This is a genomic window from Halomonas sp. HK25 (assembly GCF_047795635.1).
Classification (GTDB): Bacteria; Pseudomonadota; Gammaproteobacteria; order Pseudomonadales; family Halomonadaceae; genus Halomonas.
On the sequence record NZ_CP181044.1, the window covers coordinates 1,859,131 to 1,881,634 of the forward strand.

General features: G+C 68.8%; 19 protein-coding genes. 4 read left to right on the forward strand and 15 right to left on the reverse strand.

Annotated elements, in window-relative coordinates; genetic code table 11:
- Nucleotides 1–141: 141 nt before the first annotated feature.
- From ACM26W_RS08900 to ACM26W_RS08925, 6 genes are all read right to left on the reverse strand, one after another.
- A complete protein-coding gene (locus ACM26W_RS08900) occupies nt 142–1,041 on the reverse strand; it encodes a hydroxymethylglutaryl-CoA lyase (protein ID WP_416140474.1) in 900 nt (299 codons plus the stop codon).
- Between the two features lie 10 nt (nt 1,042–1,051).
- A complete protein-coding gene (locus ACM26W_RS08905; RefSeq protein ID WP_416140475.1) occupies nt 1,052–3,100 on the reverse strand; it encodes an acetyl/propionyl/methylcrotonyl-CoA carboxylase subunit alpha in 2,049 nt (682 codons plus the stop codon).
- Nucleotides 3,097–3,945: an enoyl-CoA hydratase-related protein gene (locus tag ACM26W_RS08910; protein WP_416140476.1), complete on the reverse strand. Its 849-nt coding sequence runs from the start codon at nt 3,943–3,945 to the stop codon at nt 3,097–3,099. The genes ACM26W_RS08905 and ACM26W_RS08910 overlap by 4 nt, the downstream gene beginning before the upstream one ends.
- 150 nt (nt 3,946–4,095) lie before the next feature.
- Nucleotides 4,096–5,703 carry a carboxyl transferase domain-containing protein gene (locus ACM26W_RS08915; protein WP_416140477.1) on the reverse strand — a complete coding sequence of 536 codons (1,608 nt, stop codon included), beginning with the start codon at nt 5,701–5,703 and terminating at the stop codon, nt 4,096–4,098.
- Nucleotides 5,704–5,804: 101 nt separating this feature from the next.
- Nucleotides 5,805–6,974, reverse strand: coding sequence for an isovaleryl-CoA dehydrogenase (locus tag ACM26W_RS08920; protein WP_416140478.1), 1,170 nt, complete (start codon nt 6,972–6,974; stop codon nt 5,805–5,807).
- A 319-nt stretch (nt 6,975–7,293) separates the two neighbouring features.
- A complete protein-coding gene (locus ACM26W_RS08925) occupies nt 7,294–8,235 on the reverse strand; it encodes a sodium-dependent bicarbonate transport family permease (RefSeq protein ID WP_416140479.1) in 942 nt (313 codons plus the stop codon).
- Nucleotides 8,236–8,354: 119 nt separating this feature from the next.
- On the opposite strand from ACM26W_RS08925, the gene ACM26W_RS08930 reads away from it, so the two are divergent.
- The 3 genes from ACM26W_RS08930 to idi all read left to right on the forward strand — a co-directional run bounded on the left by ACM26W_RS08930 (nt 8,355) and on the right by idi (nt 11,209).
- Nucleotides 8,355–9,329 (forward strand): LysR family transcriptional regulator, encoded by a 975-nt coding sequence (locus ACM26W_RS08930; protein ID WP_416140480.1) that lies wholly within the window; start codon nt 8,355–8,357, stop codon nt 9,327–9,329.
- 130 nt (nt 9,330–9,459) lie between these two features.
- A complete protein-coding gene (locus ACM26W_RS08935) occupies nt 9,460–10,608 on the forward strand; it encodes a phytoene/squalene synthase family protein (RefSeq protein ID WP_416140481.1) in 1,149 nt (382 codons plus the stop codon).
- 16 nt (nt 10,609–10,624) lie between these two features.
- Nucleotides 10,625–11,209: an isopentenyl-diphosphate Delta-isomerase gene (gene idi, locus ACM26W_RS08940; RefSeq protein ID WP_416140482.1), complete on the forward strand. Its 585-nt coding sequence runs from the start codon at nt 10,625–10,627 to the stop codon at nt 11,207–11,209.
- 1 nt (nt 11,210) lies between these two features.
- On the opposite strand, the gene ACM26W_RS08945 is transcribed toward idi, so the two are convergent.
- The 4 genes from ACM26W_RS08945 to ACM26W_RS08960 form a co-directional block, all read right to left on the reverse strand.
- A complete protein-coding gene (locus ACM26W_RS08945) occupies nt 11,211–12,833 on the reverse strand; it encodes an alpha/beta hydrolase (protein ID WP_416140483.1) in 1,623 nt (540 codons plus the stop codon).
- Between the two features lie 127 nt (nt 12,834–12,960).
- Nucleotides 12,961–13,788, reverse strand: coding sequence for a substrate-binding domain-containing protein (locus ACM26W_RS08950; protein WP_416140484.1), 828 nt, complete (start codon nt 13,786–13,788; stop codon nt 12,961–12,963).
- Between the two features lie 77 nt (nt 13,789–13,865).
- On the reverse strand, nt 13,866–14,594 hold the full coding sequence (locus ACM26W_RS08955; protein WP_416140485.1) for an ATP-binding cassette domain-containing protein: 729 nt from the start codon (nt 14,592–14,594) through the stop codon (nt 13,866–13,868).
- Complete coding sequence (locus ACM26W_RS08960) at nt 14,591–15,295, reverse strand: ABC transporter permease (RefSeq protein ID WP_416140486.1); 705 nt, start codon at nt 15,293–15,295, stop codon at nt 14,591–14,593. The genes ACM26W_RS08955 and ACM26W_RS08960 overlap by 4 nt, the downstream gene beginning before the upstream one ends.
- Before the next feature lie 123 nt (nt 15,296–15,418).
- Here ACM26W_RS08960 and ACM26W_RS08965 point away from each other — a divergent pair, with 123 nt between their 5' ends.
- On the forward strand, nt 15,419–16,312 hold the full coding sequence (locus tag ACM26W_RS08965) for a substrate-binding domain-containing protein (RefSeq protein WP_416140487.1): 894 nt from the start codon (nt 15,419–15,421) through the stop codon (nt 16,310–16,312).
- A gap of 67 nt (nt 16,313–16,379) precedes the next feature.
- Here ACM26W_RS08965 and ACM26W_RS08970 read toward each other — a convergent pair whose 3' ends face one another.
- The 5 genes from ACM26W_RS08970 to ACM26W_RS08990 form a co-directional block, all read right to left on the reverse strand.
- A complete protein-coding gene (locus tag ACM26W_RS08970) occupies nt 16,380–17,540 on the reverse strand; it encodes a hypothetical protein (protein WP_416140488.1) in 1,161 nt (386 codons plus the stop codon).
- Between the two features lie 101 nt (nt 17,541–17,641).
- Nucleotides 17,642–18,967: an NAD(P)-binding domain-containing protein gene (locus ACM26W_RS08975; RefSeq protein WP_416140489.1), complete on the reverse strand. Its 1,326-nt coding sequence runs from the start codon at nt 18,965–18,967 to the stop codon at nt 17,642–17,644.
- The gene (locus tag ACM26W_RS08980; RefSeq protein ID WP_416140490.1) at nt 18,964–19,524 is read right to left on the reverse strand and encodes an OsmC family protein; all 561 of its coding nucleotides are present in this window, start codon (nt 19,522–19,524) and stop codon (nt 18,964–18,966) included. Before ACM26W_RS08980 ends, ACM26W_RS08975 begins: the two co-directional genes overlap by 4 nt.
- 115 nt (nt 19,525–19,639) lie before the next feature.
- Entirely contained in the window at nt 19,640–20,185 is a 546-nt protein-coding gene (locus tag ACM26W_RS08985; protein WP_416140491.1) for a DUF4242 domain-containing protein, read from the reverse strand.
- A complete protein-coding gene (locus tag ACM26W_RS08990; RefSeq protein ID WP_416140492.1) occupies nt 20,182–22,458 on the reverse strand; it encodes a BTAD domain-containing putative transcriptional regulator in 2,277 nt (758 codons plus the stop codon). Before ACM26W_RS08990 ends, ACM26W_RS08985 begins: the two co-directional genes overlap by 4 nt.
- Between the last annotated feature and the right edge of the window lie 46 nt (nt 22,459–22,504).

Here is a 22,504-nt window from a genome sequence, read left to right on the forward strand (position 1 = left end):
ACACCCCCGAGTCACTCACCTGGCTCGGGGGCTTTTCGTTGTAGCCAACGAACCCAACACAAAAAGCCCCCCGGCATGAGCGACATACCGGGGGCAAGGACAGAAGTCGTTTGAAGGGCAGGGCGCTGAGCCTGCCTGCCGTCAGCGGCTGGCCAGTGCCACCCCCACCTTGGAGCGGTTGGGCCGGCCGATGGCCTGGGTGATCCAGGTGCCGGTGGCGGCGAGGGCGTCGAGGTCGATACCGGTCTCGATACCGAGGCCGTTGAGCAGGTAGACCACGTCTTCGCTTGCCACGTTACCGGAGGCGCCCTTGGCGTAGGGGCAGCCGCCCAGGCCGGCGACGGAGCTGTCCACCACTGCGATGCCTTCCTCCAGTACCGCGTAGAGGTTGGCCAGCGCCTGGCCGTAGGTGTCGTGGAAGTGGGCGGCGAGCTGGGCCATGGGCACCTCGCGGCTCACCGCCTCGATCATGCGCTTGGCCTTGAGTGGGGTGCCCACGCCGATGGTGTCGCCGAGCGACACCTCGTAGCAGCCCATCTCATAGAGCGCCTTTGCTACCTCGGCCACCTTGGCCGGGGCGATCTCGCCCTCGTAGGGGCAGCCCAGCACGCAGGAGACGTAGCCGCGCACCCGCACGCCGGCTGCCTGTGCGCGCTCGAGCACCGGCTCGAAGCGGGCCAGGGACTCAGCCACGGAGCAGTTGATGTTCTTCTGGGAGAAGGCCTCGGAGGCGGCGCCGAACACGGCGACCTCCTCGACCCCGCACTCGAGGGCCGCTTCCAGCCCCTTGAGGTTGGGGGTCAGCGCCGCGTAGGTGACGCCGTCCAGCCGCGCCAGGTTCTGCATCACCTGGCGGTGGTCGGCCATCTGCGGTACCCACTTGGGCGAGACGAAGCTGGCCGCCTCGATGTAACTGATTCCGGCCGCACCCAGGCGCTCGATCAGCTCCAGCTTGATGGCGGTGCTGATCGGCTCGGGCTCGTTCTGCAGCCCGTCGCGGGGGCCGACCTCGACCAGGCGCACCTGTTGGGGAAATGCCATGGTTCTCTCCTTACTCGTCCGGGGCGAACTCGAGCAGCACGTCGCCCTGGCCCACGGTGTCACCGGCCTGGAAATGGAAGCTTGCCACCTGGCCGTCGGCGGGGGCGTTCATGGTGTGCTCCATCTTCATGGCTTCCATGACCATCAGCGGCATGCCTTTCTCCACCTTCTGGCCCGGCTCCACCAGCAGTGCCACCACGGTGCCGTGCATGGGGGCGGTCAGGGTGGACTCCGCCTCGTGCTGGCCGTGGTCGATGGCGTCGATGCGGCGCCAGAACAGGCGGGTCTCGCCGCGCGGGTCGACCATCACCACCACGTTGCCGTCGCGTCGCGCCTGCAGGCGGCGGCGGTGGCCGTTGAGGGTGACCGCCACGGCGTCGCCTTCCAGGTGTTGCAGGCGCGCGGTGAGGGTCTCGCCGTCGATGGTCAGGTGCCAGGGGTCGGCGTCGGTCTCGCGGGTGCCCTCGACCACCACCACGCCCTCGGCAACCGGTGACTGGGCATTGGTCAGGTTCTGGCCGGTGGGGCACAGGGCGATACGGATGGTGTGCGGAGCGTTGAGGCGGAAGCCGTCGTGGCGATCCCAGGGGGAGTCGGTCTCGCACTCGCGGGACAGCTGGTTGAGGCCGATCAGCGCGGCACCGGCGTAGGCGTTGATGTCGTACTCCACCGGGGCGAAGAGGGTGGCCTCGTTCTTCTCGATAAAGCGCGTGTCGAGTTCGCAGTTTCTGAACGATGGATGCGTCGCCAGGCGCTGCAGGAAGGCACGGTTGGTGACCACGCCCTGCACGTCCAGGGCCGCCAGCGCCCGGTTGAGGGTGGCCAGTGCCTGGTCGCGGTCGTCGCCGTGGACGATCAGCTTGGCGAGCATCGGGTCGTAGTGCATGGAGACCACGTCGCCGGTCTCCACGCCGCTGTCCAGGCGCACCTTGCTGGGATCCAGGCCGGCGCCCTGGAGGTCCATGGCGAAGCGGGTCAGTTCACCGGTGGCGGGCAGGAAGTCCTGCTCCGGGTCCTCGGCGTAGAGGCGTGCCTCGAAGCTGTGACCGGTGATGGTCAACTCCTCCTGCGCCAGGGGAAGTGCCTCGCCCATGGCCACGCGCAGCTGCCACTCGACCAGATCCTGGCCGGTGATCATCTCGGTGACCGGGTGCTCCACCTGCAGGCGGGTGTTCATCTCCATGAAGAAGAACGACCCATCGGCATCCAGCAGGAACTCCACGGTGCCGGCGCCCACGTAGCCGATCTCGCGGGCGGCGCGCACGGCGGCCTCGCCCATCTCGCGGCGCAGCTCTGGGCTCATGCCGGGCGCCGGGGCCTCCTCGAGCACCTTCTGGTGGCGGCGCTGCACGGAGCAGTCGCGCTCGAACAGGTAGACGCCGTTGCCGTGGCTGTCGCAGAACACCTGGACCTCCACGTGGCGGGGCTGGGTCAGGTACTTCTCGATCAGCATGCGCTGGTCGCCGAAGGCGGCCTGGGACTCGCGGCGGCAGCCGTCCAGGGCGGCCTGGAAGCCCTCGGCGGACTCGACCACGCGCATGCCCTTGCCGCCGCCACCGGCGCTGGCCTTGAGCAGCACCGGGTAGCCGATCTTGTCGGACTCGGCCTTGAGCAGGGCGTCGTCCTGGTCGTCGCCGTGGTAGCCCGGCACCAGCGGCACGCCAGCGTGGGACATGCGTTCCTTGGCGGCGGATTTGTCGCCCATGGCGGCGATGGCCGAGGCGGGCGGGCCGACGAAGGTGATGCCGGCCTTCTCGAGGGCATCCACGAAGGGGCCATTCTCGGAGAGGAACCCATAGCCGGGGTGGATGGCGCCGGCGCCGGTGCGGCGTGCCGCCTCGATCACCGCCTCGACCTTGAGATAGCTCTCGCGGGCGGCGGCGGGGCCGAGGCGCACGGCCTCGTCGGCCTCGCGCACGTGGCGGGCATTGGCGTCGGCGTCGGAGTAGACGGCCACGGTGCGCAGGCCCATGGCGCGCGCGGTGCGCATCACCCGGCAGGCGATCTCGCCGCGGTTGGCGACCAGCAGGGTATCGAATTTCTTCACTTCATGGGTCATGAGCGGGGCTCCGCGGCGTTCTGCTGTTGTTGACGATCGGCGGGTGTATTCCAGTCGGGGCGGCGCTTCTCGAAGAAGCTGGCCAGGCCCTCCTGGCCCTCGGCGCTGACGCGCAGTTCGGAGATCACCCGGCAGGTGTGTTCGCGGGTGGCCTGGCTGTCGGGCGCGCGGGCGACCTCGGCGAGCAGCGCCTTGGTGGCGCGCTGGGCCTGGGGCGAACCGCCCAGCAGGATATCGAGGATCGCCTCCACGGCGGCGTCCAATGCATCATGCTCCGCCACCTGGTGCACCAGGCCCAGGGCCAGGGCAGTAGTGGCGTCCATCACCTCGGCGGTCAGCGCATAGCGGCGCATCTGGCGGGAACCGATGGCGCGCTGCACGTAGGGGCTGATCACCGCGGGCGACAGGCCGATCTTCACCTCGGAGAGGCAGAACTTCGCCTTCTCGGAGGCGACGACCAGGTCGCAGCAGGCGGCCAGGCCCACGGCGCCGCCGAAGGCCGCGCCCTGCACGCGGCACAGGGTCGGGCAGGGCAGGGTGTCGAGCCCGTGCATCAGCGCGGAGAGCTTGCGCGAGTCGGCGAGGTTGCCGTCGAAGTCATACTCGACCATGCGCTTCATCCAGCCGAGGTCGGCCCCGGCGGAGAAGCTCTTGCCCTCGGAGCCCAGCACCACCGCGCGAACCTCGCCGTGGTGGGCGGCCTTGTGCAGCCGCTCCAGGTGGGCATTGAGTTCGGCGATCAGGCTGTCGTCGAAGGCGTTGTGGACCTCGGGGCGCTCCAGCGTGAGCCAGGCGATGCCGCGGTCATCGAGTTCCAGTCTTGAGTAGGTAGGGGTATCTGACATCTCGAACCTCGTTAGCAAAGCTGGAAGCTGGAAGAGCGGCGCTTCGCGCCTGGAAGCTGGAAGAAACCCCGATACCTTGCCGCTGCAGCGTGAGGAGGAGTCTTCCAGCTTATCGCTTCAAGCTTCCAGCTCCCTTGCGAAGCAAGGGGATTACATCCGGAACACGCCGAACTTGGTCTCTTCGACCTCGGCATTCATGGCCGCGGCCAGCGACAGGCCCAGCACGTCGCGGGTCTGGGCCGGGTCGATGACCCCGTCGTCCCACAGCCGCGCGCTGGCGTAGTAGGGGTGGCCCTGGTGCTCGTACTGCTCGCGGGTGGGCTGCTTGAAGGCCTCTTCTTCCTCCTTCGTCCACTCGCGGCCCTCGCGCTCGATCTGCTCGCGCTTGACCTGGGCCAGCACGCCGGCGGCCTGTTCTCCACCCATGACGGAAATCCTGGCATTCGGCCACATGAACAGCAGGTTGGGGTCGTAGGCGCGGCCGCACATGCCGTAGTTGCCGGCGCCGAAGCTGCCGCCGATCAGCACGGTGAACTTGGGCACCCGGGCGCAGGCCACCGCGGTGACCAGCTTGGCACCGTGCTTGGCGATGCCCTCGTGCTCGTACTTGGAGCCCACCATAAAGCCGGTGATGTTCTGCAGGAAGATCAGCGGAATCTTGCGTTGCGCACACAGCTCGATGAAGTGGGCGCCCTTGACCGCCGATTCGGAGAACAGCACGCCGTTGTTGGCGACGATGCCCACCGGGTAGCCGTGGATATGCGCGAAGCCGGTGACCAGGGTGTCGCCGTAGTAGCGCTTGAACTCGTCGAAGTCGGAGTCGTCGACGATGCGCGCGATCACCTCGCGAACGTCATAGGGCTTCTTGAGATCGGTACCGACGATGCCGTAGATCTCGCTCGGGTCCAGACGCGGGGGCTTGGGTTCCTGCATCTTCAGCTGACCGCGCTTCTGCCAGTTGAGGCGCGAGATGCAGGCGCGGCAGAGCTGCAGGGCGTGGGCGTCGTTCTCGGCGTAGTGGTCGGCCACACCGCTCTTCTTGGCGTGCACGTCGGCGCCGCCCAGGTCCTCGGCGCTGATGCTCTCGCCGGTGGCGGCCTTCACCAGGGGCGGGCCGCCCAGGAAGATGGTGCCCTGCTCACGGACGATGATCGACTCGTCGGCCATGGCCGGCACGTAGGCGCCGCCGGCGGTGCAGGAGCCCATGACCACGGCGATCTGCGGGATGCCCTCGGCGGAGAGGGTGGCCTGGTTGTAGAAGATGCGGCCGAAGTGGTCGCGATCCGGGAAGACCTCGTCCTGGCGGGGCAGGAAGGCGCCACCGGAGTCGACCAGGTAGATGCAAGGCAGGCGATGCTTGCGGGCGATCTCCTGAGCGCGGATGTGCTTGCGCACGGTGAGCGGGAAGTAGGTGCCGCCCTTGACGGTGGCGTCGTTGGCGACGATCACGCACTCGACGCCGTTGACGCGGCCGATGCCGGTGACCACGCCGGCGGCGGGAATCGACGAATCGTACATCTCGTGGGCGGCCAGCGCCGAGAACTCGAGGAAGGGGGAGCCCTCGTCGATCAGGTGGTCGATGCGGTCGCGCACGAACAGCTTGCCGCGAGATTCGTGGCGCACGCGCGCCTTCTCACCGCCGCCCTGGGCGATGGCCGCGGTCAGCTCGCGCAGCTTCATCACCTCGGCGCGCATGGTCGCCACGTTGGTCTGGAAGCCGTCGCTGCGCGGATTGATCTGGGTCTGCAGAATTGCCATACATCTCTCCGAGATGGGCCGGAAGCTTGAAGCCGGAAGCTGGAAGAAACCCCGTGGGGAGAGTCGTCGCCTCTTACAGCTTCAAGCTTCCAGCTTCTAGCTTATTTTGATTCGTTGAAGAGTTCGCGGCCGATCAGCATCCGGCGGATCTCGCTGGTGCCGGCGCCGATCTCGTAGAGCTTGGCATCGCGCAGCAGGCGACCGGTGGGGTACTCGTTGATGTAGCCGTTGCCGCCGAGCAGCTGGATGGCGTCCAGCGCCACCTGGGTGGCCTTCTCCGCACAGTAGAGGATGACGCCGGCGGCGTCCTTGCGGGACGTCTGGCCGCGATCGCAGCCGGCGGCCACCGCATAGAGGTAGGCGCGGCAAGCGTTCAGGGTGGTGTACATGTCGGCGATCTTGCCCTGCACCAGCTGGAACTCGCCGATGGCTTGGTCGAACTGCTTCCGCTCGTGGACGTAGGGCACCACGATGTCCAGGGCGGCCTGCATGATGCCGATGGGGCCGGCGGCCAGCACGGTGCGCTCGTAGTCGAGGCCGCTCATCAGCACGCGCACGCCACGGTTCAGCTCGCCGAGAATGTTCTCTTCCGGAACCTCGCAGTCCTGGAACACCAGCTCGCAGGTGTTGGAGCCGCGCATGCCCAGCTTGTCGAGCTTCTGGGCGGTGGTGAAGCCGGGCATGTCCTTCTCGATGATGAAGGCGGTGATGCCCTTGGAGCCGGCCGCCGGGTCGGTCTTGGCGTAGACCACCAGCACATGGGCGTCGGGACCGTTGGTGATCCACATCTTGTTGCCGTTGAGCACGTAGCGGTCGCCGCGCTTCTCGGCGCGCAGCTTCATGGAGACCACGTCGGAGCCGGCACCCGGCTCGGACATGGCCAGCGCGCCGACGTGTTCGCCGGTCATCAGCTTGGGCAGGTACTTGGCCTTCTGCTCGGGGCTGGCGTTGATCTTGAGCTGGTTGACACAGAGGTTGGAGTGGGCGCCGTAGGAGAGGCCTACCGAGGCGCTGGCCCGGGAGATCTCCTCCAGGGCGATGCAGTGTGCCAGGTAGCCCATGCCGGTGCCGCCATCCTCCTCGGAGACGGTGATGCCGAGCAGGCCCATGTCGCCGAACTTCTGCCAGAGGTCGTTGGGGAACTCGTTCTTCTCGTCGATCTCGGCGGCGCGCGGGGCGATCTCGTCGCGGGCGAAGGCGTTGACCTGGTCGCGCAGCATGTTCAGTTCGTCGTCGAGGCCGAAGTCGAGGGGCTGGTAGGGCGTATGCATGAGCGGGGCTCCATTCTTGTCGGGTATCGTGGCGCCTTGGCTCCGCGGCGGGAGGCGGGCGGGCACAACGGGGCGCGTCGGGTGGTAAAACCGTGATGGCACAAGACTAGGTCAGGTTGACGTTAACGTAAAGTGCAGCCATTGACGGCTTAGACGAATGTCTCAATCTCTGGGGCATGGAGGCGAGGGAGAAACCCAGAACGCAACTCAGAACGCAACTCAGAACGCAACTCAGGAACGCAACTCAGGAACGCAACTCAGGAACGCAACTCATGAACGCAGGAAGAGGGGCAGCCGACATGGCTGCCCACTAAGAGCCTTACCCGGCCAGCAAGGTGATCAGATGGTGGTAGAGCGGGATGCCGACGATCACGTTGAGCGGGAAGGTGAAGCCCAGGGCAGCGAGCATCGCCAGACCGATGTTGGCCTGGGGAATGGCGGTGCGCATGGCGGCCGGGGCGGCAATATACGAGGCGCTGGCGGCCAGTGCCGTGAGGATCAGCAGCGAGCCCGTGGGCAGGCCCAGTGCCAGGCCGACAGCCAGGCCGGCCAGGGACAGCAGGGGCGGGGCAACCAGGGCGAAGGTGAGCAGCCGCCAGTGATGCCAGGGGATGGGGCGCAGGGTCTCGGCGGCGGTCAGGCCCATCTGCAGCAGGAAGAGGGCGAGCACGGCGTGGAAGGCGCCGGTGAGCAGGTCGGTGACGTTGGCGCCCTCCATGGGGCCGTACATGGCACCGATCACCGCGCCGCCGGCCAGCAGGATCACCCCGCGGTTGGTCAGCGTCTCGTGCCAGATGCCCTGCATCGCCTCGCCGGGCTCGGCGCCCTTGTATCGGCGAAAGATCGCGATGGCCACCATGATCGCCGGCAGCTCCATCATCACCAGATAGAGGGTGACCTCGGCGCCGATCGGCAGGCCGCGCCCCTCGGCGAAGGCCAGCGCCACGGCAAAGGTGCCCGCACTCACCGAGCCGTAGTGGGCGGCGAGGCTGGCGCTGTCGGCGGGGGAGAGCCGCACCAGCCGGCGCAGCACCGGCATCAGCACCAGCGGGATCAGCGCGCCGAGGGCGGCCACGGCCAGCAGTTCCGGCACCAGCGACCAGCCCAGGTTGCCGTAGAGCGCCATGCCGCCCTTGAGGCCGATGGTCAGCATCAGCAGCAGGCTCAGGGTGTCATAGGCGGCCTTGGGGATGGCCAGGTCGGACTTCACCACGCCGGCCAGCAGGCCGAGCAGGAAGAACATCACCACGATATCGGGCATGGGGGACTCTCAGCGTCGGGTAGCAGGAACGCTGCGGATTGTGCGGAGCCGGGCTTATTGATACCAATTGTTTTAAATGCAATGCAGTATAGATGATTATCTATATGCCGGGGTCCGACATGAATATCCGACACTTCACCTTCCGGCTGCTGCAGGTCCATGTGGCGGTGGTCGGCGCCGGCTCGATCAGCGAAGCGGCGCGCCGACTGCACCTTACCCAGCCTACCGTCTCCCAGCAGCTCAAGCGGCTGGCCGAGGCGGTGGGCGAGCCGCTGCTCGAGAGTCGCCAGGGGCGGCTGGTGCCTACCGAGGCGGGCGCCGAACTCTACCGGGCCAGCCGCGAGGTACTGGGACGTTTCGCCGACTTCGACGACTACCTGGCCGCGCTGCGCGGCGGCGAGCGGGGGCGCTTCTCCATCGCCCTGGTCAACACCGCCCAGTACGTGCTACCGCGCCTGCTCGGCCCCTACAGCCAGGCGTTTCCCGAGGTCGATGTCACCGTGCATATCGGCAACCGCCGCCAGATGCTGACCCGCTTCGAGCGCCAGGAGGATGACCTCTATGTGTTCAGCCATCCGCCATCGCTGGCCCATGCCCTGGCCGGGCGTTTCCTGCGCAACCCGCTGGTGGCGGTGGCGCCCCGTGGGCACCGACTGGCCGGGCGCGAGCACATCACCATGGATGAGCTGCTGGCGGAGCGCTTCCTGCTGCGCGAACCCGGCTCGGCCACCCGCATGCTGTTCGAGAGCTGGCTGCAGGAGCAGGGGCTGACCCTGGGGCCGACCCTGCAGATGGCCAGTAACGAGGCGATCCGCGTGGGGGTCGCCGCCGGCATGGGGCTCGCGGTGCTCTCCGAGCACGTGCTGCCGCCGGAGCATCCCGATATCACTATCCTGCCGGTGGCGGGCCTGCCCATCGAGAGCCACTGGCAATTCATCGTGCGCCGCGACCGCCGCCTCTCCCACGCGGCGCTGGGCTTCCTGCGCTTCGCCGAGGGGCACTTGCAGGAGTGCGTGGAGGCGCGCTTCATCAGCAACGAGCTCGAGGGTCTGTTGGGACGGTTGGAGGTGGCGGGGGCGGCCGCTTCAGCGTGAGCTGGACATCGGTATTCTATCGAAAGCAGGCGTGATAGCCTGCTTTTTCAGCCTGCCTGGCAGCTTGCAAATACAGCAGGGAGAGATGACCGATCGCGGTCAATAGCCACATAGGAATCAGTGTTCTGCTATGGCCAGTTTCGCTTCGACGACTTCCAGGATTGCAGAGGCGGAAGCCTACCAGGACAAGATCCTGCCCGGGGTCTCACGCACCTTTGCCTTCACCATCCCTCAGCTCCCGGCCGACCTGCGCAAGGTGGTGACCAATGCCTACCTGCTTTGCCGTATTGCGGACACCCTGGAGGACGAACCGTCGCTTTGCGCGTTACAGAAGGCCGACTTCCATGAACGGTTTCTGGCGGTGCTGAGAGGGGAGGAAGAGGCCCAGAATTTCGCCAGGCAGGTCACGCCGCTACTCTCTGAAGCCACGTCGCCGGATGAGCGAGAGTTGATGGCCAAGACGTCATTGATCGTGCGCTGCACCCACAGTCTCCCTGCGCCACAACAACTCGTACTGGTCAAGTGCGTGAGCATCATGTGCCGGGGCATGGGCCGCTATCAGGCTAATGCCAGCCTGGAAGGCTTGGCTGACCTGGGAGAGGTGGACCGCTACTGCTATCACGTGGCAGGCGTCGTGGGTGAAATGCTCACTGAGCTATTCTGCCAGCATTCAGGCCCAATACATGAGAAGCGTGCCGAGATGCTGGTCCTGGCGCCTTCGTTCGGAGAGGGCCTGCAGCTCACCAATATACTCAAGGACCTGTGGGATGATTGGCAACGTGGCGTCTGTTGGCTACCGCGCAAGGAGTTTCGGGAACTTGGTGTGGATTTGGCCAGCATGACGCCGGGACGCAACGACCATGAATTCGCAGAGGCACTGGGCTACATGATCGGTATTGCGCATGCCCATTTACGTAACGCCTTTCACTACACCCTGTTGATTCCACCGCAGGAGCTGGGCATCAAGCGCTTCTGCTTATGGGCCATTGGCCTTGCCGTGCTCACACTCAGGCGGATACATGCTCGGCCAACGTATCGCACTGGCCAACAGGTCAAGGTGTCACGACGCACCGTCAAGGCCACCATCGTCAGTACTAGCCTGGCGGCACGTCATGACGGGATGCTCAAGCTGCTGTTCAGCGGTGTGACCAGGGGGTTGCCGCTCAGGCCACTTTCGGGGCCGAGTCCGGAACTGAGTGCCTGGTCTTCCGAGCCCTGTGTGGGTGGCGATTTTCCGACTGCAATTGATGGTCGACTGCTACGCAATGGCGATCAGTAGTCCATGGAGGTGACGATTGGGTAAAACAGGCGCAAGCGAGCGCGACGAGACCGTTTCCTTCGATGATGAGGAGCTGATCCTGGTCGATGACGAGGACAGGGAGCTGGGGCATTTGAGCAAAGACAAGTGCCACGAAGGCGACGGTGTGCTGCATCGTGCCTTCTCGCTGTTCGTGTTCAACCATGACGGTGAGCTTCTTCTTCAGCAGCGCGCGGCTGGCAAGCGCTTGTGGTCGCTTTACTGGTCCAACAGCTGCTGCAGCCATCCACGCCGAGGCGAGCGCATGGACGAGGCGGTTCACCGGCGACTATGGCAAGAGGTCGGCATCGAGGCGGAGCTCGATTACCTCTACAAGTTCCGCTATCAGGCTCAGTACGACTCGAGCGGAGCCGAGCACGAGTTGTGCTGGGTCTATCTGGGGATCAGTGACAAGGAGCCACGCCCCAACCGCCAGGAAATCGCCGACTGGTGCTGGATATCGCCAGCAAGGCTGGATGCCGAGCTGGTCTCGCGTCCGGAACGCTATACGCCCTGGTTCAAGATGGAGTGGACGCGGTTACGAAGTGAATTTGCGGATGAGCTGAAGAGATATATCCGATAGGTCAGCGACGAAAATACTCCTTGAGCCTCTCCAGTTCCGCCTCCGACCAGCCGTCGGGTTCGGTGAGGGCCACCCAGGCATCGATGTAGTGCTCGGCGGCGATCTCGTGGCCATACCCCGGCGGGGCACTGCCGGTGGCCAGGTCGGCGAGCAGCTGCAGCATGGTGACGATGGGGTACCAGTGCAGGTCCGGGGAGACGTCCGGGCCGCGCGGCTCGCGCATCCAGTCGGGCTCGCGGTAGAGCGAACTGGGTGCGAAGAAGGTCACCGGGTCGCTGGCGTACTGCAGGTAGGCGATACGGAAGTCTCCCCAGTCTTCGTCATGGTCCAACAGGTCGGTGTGCTGGTTCATGAAACGCACGACCCGGCCGTCTCGGAAGCGGGGCAGCCAGGCCGGGGAGCCCGGGTCGCGGTCGGCGGTGACGCTGCGCCAGGTGTCGCTGCGAAAGGGGGGGCCACTCCACAGGGCGCCCTGGAAGGGGTCGTCGATGATGTCGTAGAGGTCGAAGGCGCTGTCCGAGTTGAGCGCTCCCAGGCTCAGGCCATGCAGGTAGAGGGCAGGGCGCTCGGCCTGCGGCAGCGCGGACCAGTGGTCGTAGACCGCCTGGAAGAGCGCGCGGGCCATCTCGACGCCGTACTCCCCCTCGGTGAGCAAGGCCAGTGGGCTCGGCAGGTAGGAGTACTGGGCGGTGACGGTGGCCACGTCGCCGCGGTGCAGGGCCTCGAGGGTGTTCTGGGCGCCGGGGTCCAGCCAGCCACGCCCGGTGGGGGTGGCCAGCAGCAGCAGCGAACGCTCGAAGCCGCCGACCCGAATCAGTTCCGCCAGGGCCAGCTCGGCGCGCTCCTTGGGCGTCTCGGCGGCGTTGAGGCCCACGTAGACGCGGATCGGGCGCTGGGCCGGCTCGCCCAGGACCTCGCTCAACCGATCGGCGCCGGGCGTGGCCGTGATGAAGCGGCGGCCCCGCAAGCCGAGTCCCTCCCAGCTGATCAGCGAGGCGTCACTGCCGGACAGCTGCGGGTCCGTGGGTGGGTCGATGTCATCGGGCATCAGCCGGTCGACCTGCTGGTAGGAGTTGTCCAGAGCGCGCAGGGTCAGGGCGAAGATCACCCCGTCGATGACGGCCCAGAACAGCACGATGGCGGCCACCAGGCTCACCATATGGGAGACCCGCCGGGGCACGTGGCGGCGCAGGCGCCGTGACAGCGAGCGGAAGGTGCGGCGGAACAGCCGGGCCAGCAGCAGCACGGCGATGAAGACCAGCGAGGCGACCAGGGCCACGCTGATGGGACGTGTACCGTCCACCGGATCCATCTCCATCAGCGTGCGGATGCCCTCTTGCCAGCCGGAGGCTCGCCACAGGAAGACCCCGGCCGCCAGCAGGCAGAAGACGCTGGCCACCAGCTTGATGCGCTGGAGGAGGCGCCTGCCGGGCTCGGGCAGTTCCAGGTAGTGCCACAGCCAGTGGCCACCGATCCCCAGACCGTAGCCGGCGGCGAAGGAGAGTCCGCTGATCACCCCCTGCACCAGCCAGGGCCGCGGCAGCAGGCTGGGGGTGAGGGAGAAGGCGAAGAACAGGGTGCCGACCAGCAGGCCGGTCACCGATAAAGCCCTGAGCAGTGACATGGACGGTTCCTTTTGTCCGAAAAGGGGGCCCGGATAGTGACATTAGCCCTATCGTATCAAATCACGGGAGCCTGACGGATTCGGCCGAGTGCGAAGAGCGCCTCGGCCGCTTGTCGGATGTTTCGGGTCAGTCGGAGTGGGCATTGGGGAAGAACAGCGGCTCGCCGTTGACCTCGAAGTCGGCGATGGCCTGCTGGCCCTCGTCGGAGAGCAGCCAGCGGTGCCACTGTTCGGCCAGGTCGTGCTCGAGGTGGGGATGGCGCTCGGGGTCGATCAGCACGCTGCCGTATTGATTGAACAGCGCCGCGTCGCCCTCGAAGAGCAGCGCGAGGTTCTGTGGATTCTGGAAGGCGACCCAGGTGGCGCGGTCGCTCAACACGTAGGCGTCCATGGCGGCGGCGGTATTGAGCGTCGGGCCCATGCCGCTGCCGAGCTCGCGGTACCAGGCGCCGCCAGGCTCGATGCCGGCGCTCTTCCATAGCCGCTGTTCGGCGCGGTGGGTGCCGCTGTCATCGCCCCGGGAGGTGAACGCTGCCTGGGCATCCGCGATCCGCGCCAGGGCTTCGGCCACCGTCTCGGCATCGGCAATGCCGGCCGGGTCATCGCCGGGGCCGATCAGCACGAAGTCGTTGAACATCACGTCGGCGCGCTCGGTGCCGAAGCCCTCGGCCACGAAGGTCTCTTCGCCCCTGGTGTCGTGGACCAGCAGGCTGTCGGCGTCGCCGCGCCGGGCGATTTCGAAGGCCTGGCCGGTACCCACGGCCACCACCCGTACCTGGATGCCGGTGGCCTCGGCGAAGGCCGGCAGCAGGTGGCCGAAGAGCCCGGATTGCTCGGTGGAGGTGGTGGAGGCCAGGACGATATGGTCGTCGCTGGCCTGTGCCGGGCTCATGCCGGCCAGGCCGCACAGCACGGCCAGGGCCAGGGTGGTGAGGGCCAGGGGGCGTTCCATCATCGGTGGTTCCTGGTTGTTGAAATGGTTGTTGGAATGGCTGTTGGAATGGCTGTTGGCCAGATCCCCTGGAGCGGTGGCTACCAGACCAGCTCGCCGCGCAGGAAGGCCTGCCCCTCAGGGGTCTGCGGCTCAGCGAAGAAGCGCTCGGCGGGGGTGTGCTCGATAAGCCTTCCGCCGTAGAGCAGCACCACCTCGTCGGCGAGGCGGCGCGCCTGGTTCAGGTCATGGGTGGTCATGACGATGCGCGTGCCGCGCCCGTGGAAGTCGAGCACGGCGGCTTCCACGGCCCGGATCGCCGCCGGGTCCAGCGCCGAGGTGGGCTCATCCAGGAACAGCACCTCGGGGCGGGTCAGCCAGGCCCGGGCCAGGGCCAGGCGCTGCTGCTCGCCGCCGGAGAGCACCCGGGCCGGGCGCTTCTCCAGCGCGGCCAGGCCGAAGCGCGCCAGTGCCGCCCGGGCCCGCTCACGGCGTTCGCCACGGGGCGTGCCGGTGACGGCCAAGGTGTAGGTGAGGTTGTCCAGGGCGGAGCGACGCAGCAGCACCGGGCGCTGGAAGACCATGGCCTGGCGGGGCGTTTCGCCCTCCCACAGGAGCCGGCCCGCGCTGGGAACGAGCAGGCCATGGGCCAGGCGCAGCAGCAGGCTCTTGCCGGCGCCGTTGGGGCCCATCACCAGGGTGCGCCGACAGCCCGTCAGCCGCAGGCTCAGCGGGTGCAGCAGCAGCTGGTCGCGGTGGGTGACGCTCACCGCCTCGAAGTCGAGAGGCGCGATATCGGTAGCGGTGGCGGTCCGCAGCATGTCGTTCATCCCAGCCTCCGGCGTGCCGTCTCGCCGACCAGATGGGCGGCGGCGTTGATCAGCAGCACCAGCCCCAGCAGCACCAGGCCGAGACCCAGGGCCAGCGGCAGGTTGCCCTTGCTGGTCTCCAGCACGATGGCGGTAGTCATCACCCGGGTAACCCCATCGATGTTGCCGCCGACGATCATCACCGCGCCGACTTCGGCGCTGGCGCGACCGAAGCCGGCCAGTATCACGGTGAGCAGCGAGAAGCGGGCGTCCCACAGCAGGGTGGGCATCATGCGCGGCCGGGAGACCCCCAGCGAGCGCAGCTGGTCGCGGTACTCGCCGTGGAGCTCCTCGATCTGCTGGCGGGTCAGTGCGGCGATGATCGGCAGGATCAGGATCACCTGGGCGATGACCATGGCGGTGGGAGTGAACAGCAGCCCGAACTGGCCCAGGGGGCCGGCCCGGGAGAGCAGCAGGTAGACGCTGAGACCCGCCACCACCGGCGGCAGGCCCATCAGGGCGTTGAGTGCCACGATGATGACGCTGCGCCCGGGGAAGCGCCACAGCGCCAGCGCCGCGCCCAGGGGCAGGGCGAACAGCGAGGCGATCAGCACCGCGCTCAGCGAGACCTGGACGGAGAGCGCGACGATGCCGAGCAGCACCGGGTCCATGCCCAGGATCAGGGCCAGGGCAGTCTGGAAGGCGTTGGCATCGGCGGGCATTGCGTTCTCCTGTTATTGTCATTGCATTCTGTGCGTTGAGACGGCGCTTCGCACCCATCGTTGGAATCCATGCAGCCTTGTGCATGATTAACGCCGCTGCGCCGCCAGGACCGGAGATGCCCCATGGAGAGTGGCTCGACCCACGCTTACCTGACCACCGCCGAGGTGGCCGACTACCTGCGCCTCAAGGAGCGCAAGGTCTACGACCTGGTGCGCCAGGGGGAGATCCCCTGCGTGCGGGTGACCGGCAAGCTGCTGTTTCCCCGCCAGAGCCTCGACCTGTGGCTGATGCGCCACCTGGAGGGGGACCAGGCGAGCCGTCGGCCCGTGCCGGGTGTCCTGGCGGGCAGTCAGGACCCGCTGCTGGAGTGGGCCGTGCGCGAGAGTGGTTCGGGGCTGGCGCTGCTCTGCCACGGTAGCGGCGATGGGGTCCGGCGGCTGCTGGCCGGCGATGCCATGCTGGCCGGCCTGCACCTGCTGGACCCGGAGAGCGGGCGCGACAACGAGCCGGCGAGGCTGGGCCTCGGCGGCATGCGTGACCTGGTGATGGTGCGCTGGGCGCGGCGCCGCCAGGGGCTGCTGCTGGCACCGGACAACCCCCTGGGCATCCGGCAGCTGGCCGACCTGGTGCGTCCGGAGGTACGGGTCGCCCACCGCCAGCCCGACGCCGGCGCGGCGCGGCTGCTGGGGCTGCTGCTGGTGCGGGAGGGGATCGACAGCGAGCGCCTGGCCCTGGCCGGACACCCCTCGCTCAGTGAGGACGACCTCGCCCTGTCGATCCGCCAGGGCGAGGCCGATGCCGGGCTCGGCATCGAGGCGGCCGCGCGCCGCCAGGGGCTGGCCTTCGTGCCGCTCCACGAGGAGGCCTTCGACCTGGCCCTGCGCCGGCGCAGCTACTTCGAGCCGCCGATCCAGCGGCTGCTGGCTTTTGCCGGGGAGCCGCGCTTCGCCGAGCGCGCCGCGGCCCTGGGGGGGTATGACCTCAGTGAGCTCGGCCGGGTGGTCTTCAATGCCTGAGGGCGGCTCGACGGCGAGGGGCCGTCGTCGCCTTCGCGTCCTTGGCTCGCAGGAGGACCGCTTCCGGCTACCGCGTCGTGCCTTCATCCTCGCCCAGCTTGAGCACATGATGAATCGCCCGCCACAGCGTCCAGGCGTCTCGCCAGTGCGATGAGACCTCCACGTGGCCGAGCCCGCCGGCCTCGAAGAGCCGTGCCTGGCCGGTAGGAAGCGCGTCCCGCAGCCGCCGCGAGTGGCTGACTGGAATCACCCGGTCGTCCGGCCCGTGAACCAGCACCAGCCTCGCCTCCAGGGCAGCGAGATCGCGGGAGGCGAGATCCAGCGCGTCGAACTGGTCGAGTAGCGAGGGTGGCAGGGCCCGGAGCAGCGACGTCACCCGTGCCGGGTCGCGATTGGTCACCAGCGCATACAGCGCCCTCCCCTGGGGTCCCAGGTCGGCCACCTTGGGGTCAGACGCTTCGTCGTTCGCCAGACGACGTCGCGCGATGGACTCCAGGCGCTCACGATCTTCGGGATCCTCCAGATGGTGGAGCTGGCTGCGCAGCAAGGCCCAGCGCACATCTCGATGGGGCGGCGGCGCCCGGAGGCCGGCGCCGCCGCGGTCCTCCCCGGTAGTGGCGTAGCGCAGCGTGTCGGTCAGGTCGTAATAGCCGCCGACGGCGATCACGAAGCGCACCCGGTGGGCGATGTCCGGCTGCATGGTAGCCAGCAGCGCCGGCCCCGTGGCAAAGCTGATGGCGGCGAGTGCCGGGCCCGCCTCGGCCAGGGGCAACGCGGCGTCGGCGTGGCGAATGGCATCGGCGATGCCCTGGACGTCGCCTGTGCCGACCGAGAAGTCCCTCAGGCCGTCGAGCTCCGGTACCAGCACCGTGAAACCGGCCCGCGCCAGGGTGCGGGCGAAGGCCATCAGGCGTGGATCATGCCGGCCCGACTCGGTGAGGCCATGGACCAGGATCAGGGTCCCGCGGCGTGGCGCCGGCGGATGGTAGAGGTCCGCCACATAGTGGCGTCCTTCCACGGCGTAGGTCAGTCGCTCACGATCGGGCGGCGGGACGCGCTGTTTCAGCCGGCTCGGTCCCTCGCCGGCGGCCAGGTCGCCGAGCACCCGCAGGGCCTCGTGCTGGCGCTCCAGCGCGCTGCAGCCCGACAGCAGCAGGCCCAGAAGCAGGCCTGGCAACAGCCACAGGGGGCCACGCCGTCGGCGGCCCTTTCTTGCCTCCTCGTGCACACGCCTCCTCCTGTCGGGCCGACTCGCTTCCCACTATATCCTAGTCGTCCCGTCGGCGGCGCCGCCCCTCGGTGAGCACATCCTGGCCCAGGGCCATGACCTCACCGGGCAGGGAGGGGAAATCCATAGGGCTCCCGTCGCTGCCTGCCCGCGGTGGGGTGCCCTGCCAGTCCGGCGACCAGGTGGTCGCTGAGCTCGCGGGCGTCATCGTCGGCGCCGTGGATGGCCCCTGACTTGCGCCGGCGCATGAATGGCAGGCCCATGGCATAGAGCCCGGGGGCCGCGACGACGCCACCCTGCTGCTTCAGGCGGCCCCTGGCATCGAGCACCGGGGCCTGCAGCCAGGTGTAGTCTGGCCGGTAACCGGTGGCCCAGAGCACCGTCTGGATCTCGCCGTCGGCCAGGTCGAGGCCCAGGCAGGGACGCGCCGGCAGCCGGGTCGGCGCCGGACGCTCGGGGGCGGGCAGGGCCTCGTGCCATCCGTGGGCGAGCGCCCAGGCGTCCAGGTTGTCGAGCAGCCGGGCGAGCTTGAGGTCTGCCGCCGTGGCGTGCATGGCCAGGGAGCCGGCAAACTGCAGCCGGGTGCCGGAAAGCCCTGCCAGGCGTCCCACCAGGCGCACGCCGCGCTCGCTCAGCACATTGAGGTCCAGGTCGCGAGGCGCAGAGCCGCCCACCAGCTGGGGCGAGGGCACGCGCCGCGCCCGGGCGATGTCGTCCACCTCGTCGAAGCGCTGGTCGAGCAGGCCGGTGGCATCCAGCCACCACTCGATGTCACGGCCCCGGTAGCGCCGTGGCAGGCGCAGGTGCTCGCCCACCGCCAGGGTCACCGGCCGACCGCTGCGCTGGAGTTCGTCGGCCAGCTGCACGCCGCTGGCGGAGGCGCCCACCACCAGCACCCCGCCGGGCGGAAGCCGGTCCGGGCGACGATACTCCCGCGGGGTCAGGCGTGTGATCCAGGGCGGCAGGGCCGCGTCCAGGGCAGGCACCACCGGCACCTGGCAGGCGCCGGTGGCGATCACCACCGCCCGGCAGCGCCAGGTGCCATGGTCGGTCTCCACCCGGTAGCCGTCGTCCACCGCCCGCACCGCCGTCACCCGGGTGCCGGTATGGATCGGCGAGGCCAGCCGCCGGGCGTAGTCATCCAGGAAGGCGATCAGCTCGGGCATGCTCAGGTAGCCGTCGGGGTCGGGCCCCGCGTAGGCCCGGCCGGGGAGCCGGCACTCCCAGTTCGGGGTGAGCAGGTGCAGCGAGTCCCAGCGCTCGTGGCGCCAGGCGTTGGCCACCTCGCCCCGCTCCAGGATCACATGGTCGATGCCGCGCCGCGCCAGGTGGTGGCCCATGGCGAGCCCGGCGTGTCCCGCGCCGATGACCAGGACGGTCACGGCGCGGGCCGGGCGATGCAGCGGGCGTGAGCGCCCTGGGTTCATTTCACGGTCACCATGACGTGGGTGGGATTGGTGAGCAGGTCGTAGACCGCCGAGCGCTTCTGGGACTGGGCGACCAGCGCCTCGATCTCCGCACGGCTGGCGTCGGCATCGATCTCGTAGCTCACGCGGATATCGTCGAAGCCGTTGCGCACCTCGGGGTCCATGCCGAGGATGCCCTGGATATCCATGCTGCCCTCCACGCTGGCCCGCATCGAGCGCAGTTGGATCCCGCGGTGCTGGGCCACGGCGGCGATGCCGGCGGTGAGGCACCCGGCCAGGCCGACCAGCACGTACTCCACCGGGGTGGGGCCGTGGTCCTCGGCGGCGAAGACCTCGGGATGGTCCACCTCGAAGGTGAAGCGACGCTGATGGTGCTGGGTCTCGCCGAGACCGTGGAAATCCTCCACCGCGATCTGGCTGTGGGTGCCACGTACCCAGTCGCAGTGGGCGCGCCAGATGAAGCGGGCGGCCTCGGGGGCCTGGGTCAGGGCCTCGCGGGCGCCGAGCAGGGCGGTGACGTTGACGCCGTTGTCGATTGGCTGAATGGCGGTCTGCATGGGGTCTCTCCTCGCATTGTTGGGGTGGGCGAGCCCAGCGGCGGATTGCCGTAGGTCTCGGGAACCAGAATGCGAGGGGCGCGTGAGACCCAGCGTGGGAGGCGCCGTGGTTTTTTCAGTGGTGGGGAGTGGAATTTTCCGGCGGGGGTAGCACCTGCCGGAAGGCCCAGACGCGTTCCAGGGGCATGCCCGCCAGGCGCTGGGCGAGGCGGACGGACTCGGCATCCGGCGCGCGGTAGAGGCAGAGCATGCGCCGTCGGTCCAGCGAAAAGCAGGTGCGCACGAAGCGCACGCGATGGTTCTGCAGGCAGGCCGCGCCGGCATCCTCGATCGCCTGGATCGCCGCGAGGGTCACCGGCGCCGGGAAGGCACGCTCCACCAGCACGTTGGCCGTCGACGGGTCTTCACCGGGAGCGTCATGGAGCGTGCCGGCCCAGAGCCCGGCGACCTCGGCGCCGGCCTGGCGAAGCGTGAAGCGCGCTGCTTCGGTGTCCGGTGCCCGGAAGTAGCAGACCAGGCGGCGGCCATCGCGCGCCAGCAGGCTGCCCTGCCACTGGATCCGGTGCAGGTCGAAGCAGTCTTGCGCTGCCAGGGTCACTTCCTGCACGAACGCCACCTCGAGCGAGCGCTCGAAGCATCGCTCGAGAAAGACGTCAATCATGGGTCGCACTCCACGCCGCCCTCGGCCGCGGGCGTGGCGACCAGCTCGACGACGCGGTGGCGAGCCCAGTCGGCGACTGGGCCTTGCAGCAGCTCGGCGGCGGCCCTGGCGTGGTGCCGAGCGCCCGCGCGTTCGCCCAGGGCACCCAGGGCGGCGGCCAGTATTCCGTGGGCGAGCAGCTGCTCGCTGGCCCGCTCCAGGGCCAGGGCGTGCGCCAGGGCCTCCGCGGCGGCCGACTGCGCCTCGGCGGGTCGGCCACGCTCGAGGTGGAGCAGCGCCGCCCGGTTCAGCACCCAGGCCAGGCGGTGGCTGGCGTCGGCGTCGCGCAGTGCGCCGAGGGCACCGCCCAGGGGCTCGGGGTCGTCGTCCATGAGCAGCCGACACAGGCCAAGGGCGGCCTGGGCGAAGGGCGCCTCGCTGCCGTCACGCAGCCGTTCGCCCAGCAGGAGCAGCGCCTGGCTGCGGGAGAGCGCCGGCGCGGGCTGGCCCTGCTCGATCGCCATCATCATCAGCGACTCGTTGGCCTGGAACTCCCCGAGCCGATCCCCGCTCGCCTTGCACAGGGTGCGCGCCTCCTTGAGCGCCGATTCGGCCTCGCCCAGGCGTCCCTCATGCCAGGCCAGCAGCCCCTGGGCCATGGGCAGGGCCGGATGGCTGATCCGGCGCTGGCTCGCCAGCTCTCGGGCATTGGCCAGCCGGGCGCGGGCCTGGTCGAGGTCGCGCTCCAGCATGGCCAGGCAGCGGGCGGTTTCGGCCATGGCGATGACCTGTTCGGCGTCGCTGGCGCTGCGCGTCACGCGCTCTGCCTGCAGGGCCTCCTCCCGGGCGGTCATCCACTGGCCGTGCGCCCAGCGCACGTGGCTGGCCAGGTGGTAGCCAAGCCTGGCGTGGGCGAGGGCGCCATGCTCCAGGGCCTGCTCGGCCAGCTCCACCAGCGCCTCGGCGGTGGCTTCCCAGTCCGCCAGGGGAGCGGCACTGAGCTGGATCTCGCGCAGCTCCAGCAGCAGGCAGACCCGCCGCACGCCGGAGAGGTGCTCGGCCAGGGCGAGGCCACGACGTGCCAGGCGCCGGGCCTCGTCGTTGGCGAAGAAGCGCAGGCAGAGACGCCCGGCGGTGACCAGAGCGTCGGCGGCGAGGTCGGGATCACCGCTGCGCTGGGCGTGATGGGCGAGGGCGGCGGCATGGTCGAGGTCGCACACCGCCGCCAGCGCCAGGCCATCGGCGACCCGGCGATGCATCATCTGACGACGCGCCGGCGAGATCGCCACATAGACCGCGTCGGCCAACTCGGGATCAGTAAAGCCGAGGCAGCCGTCGCCGGTGGCCAGCAGCCCGCGCTGTTCGGCCACTTCCAGGCCGGCACCGAGGCGGCTGCTGGCCAGCCCCGTGTAGCGGCCGAGGGCGGCGACCTCGATGTCCGGGGCGAGCACCGCCGCCCAGCGCACGACCTCCAGGGTGTCCGGGTCGAGTTCGGCCAGTCGCGCCGCCACGCCGTCGGTCTCGGGGGCAGCGGCCTCGCCGTGAGGCGTCGACGCGATGGAGGGTTCGGGCGGCTCGCATCTTGCCCGGCGGGCCCCGGGCAGGGCACCCGAGACGGGGATGCCGGCTTCCCTGAGCAGCCGCATGCCGAGCTGATACTGCTGCTCGGCCTCCCGGGGACGGTGCAATGCCTGCAGCAGGCCGACCAGGCGGACGCGTGCCGACTCGTCGAAGGGCGAGAGCCTGACCAGTGCCTGGGCGTGGGGCAGGGCGCGTTCCGGTTGCTCCCGCAGCCGCTCCACCAGCGTCGCCAGCAGCAGCGACTGGGCGCGCATGGCGCGCTCCCGCTCGGCCAGGCACCAGCTGTGGAAGTCATGGAAGTTGGGCAGGTCGAGGCCTTCCAGCAGGGGCCCTCGGTAGCGGACGGCAGCGGCCTCGAGGGTGTCGGCCGGGGCTTGGGTCAGTCCCCCGGCTACCAGCCGCTGCAGTGAAGTGACGTCGATGTCCAGGTCCGAGACATCCAGGCCGACGGAGAGCCGGTCGGCGAGGAGCCGGCACCGGCCCGGGGTATCCACCAGTCGACGCAGCTTCGAGAGACTCCAGCGCAGCGAGCCCCGCGGGTCGTCGGGCAGTTCCCAGAACAGCTCGCAGAGGTGCTCGCGACTGAAGGGGCGGGAGTGCAGGGCGAGGTAGGCGAGCAGGGCACGGGTCTTCCGCGAGGGGGGAAGCGCCACAGGCTGGTCGTCCCGACGCAGTTCGAGATCGCCCAGCAGGTTGAGGGTCAGTGCGTTCATTTCTCGCCCCGGGTGGCAGCGCCACACCAGTGACAACCTGTTCAGT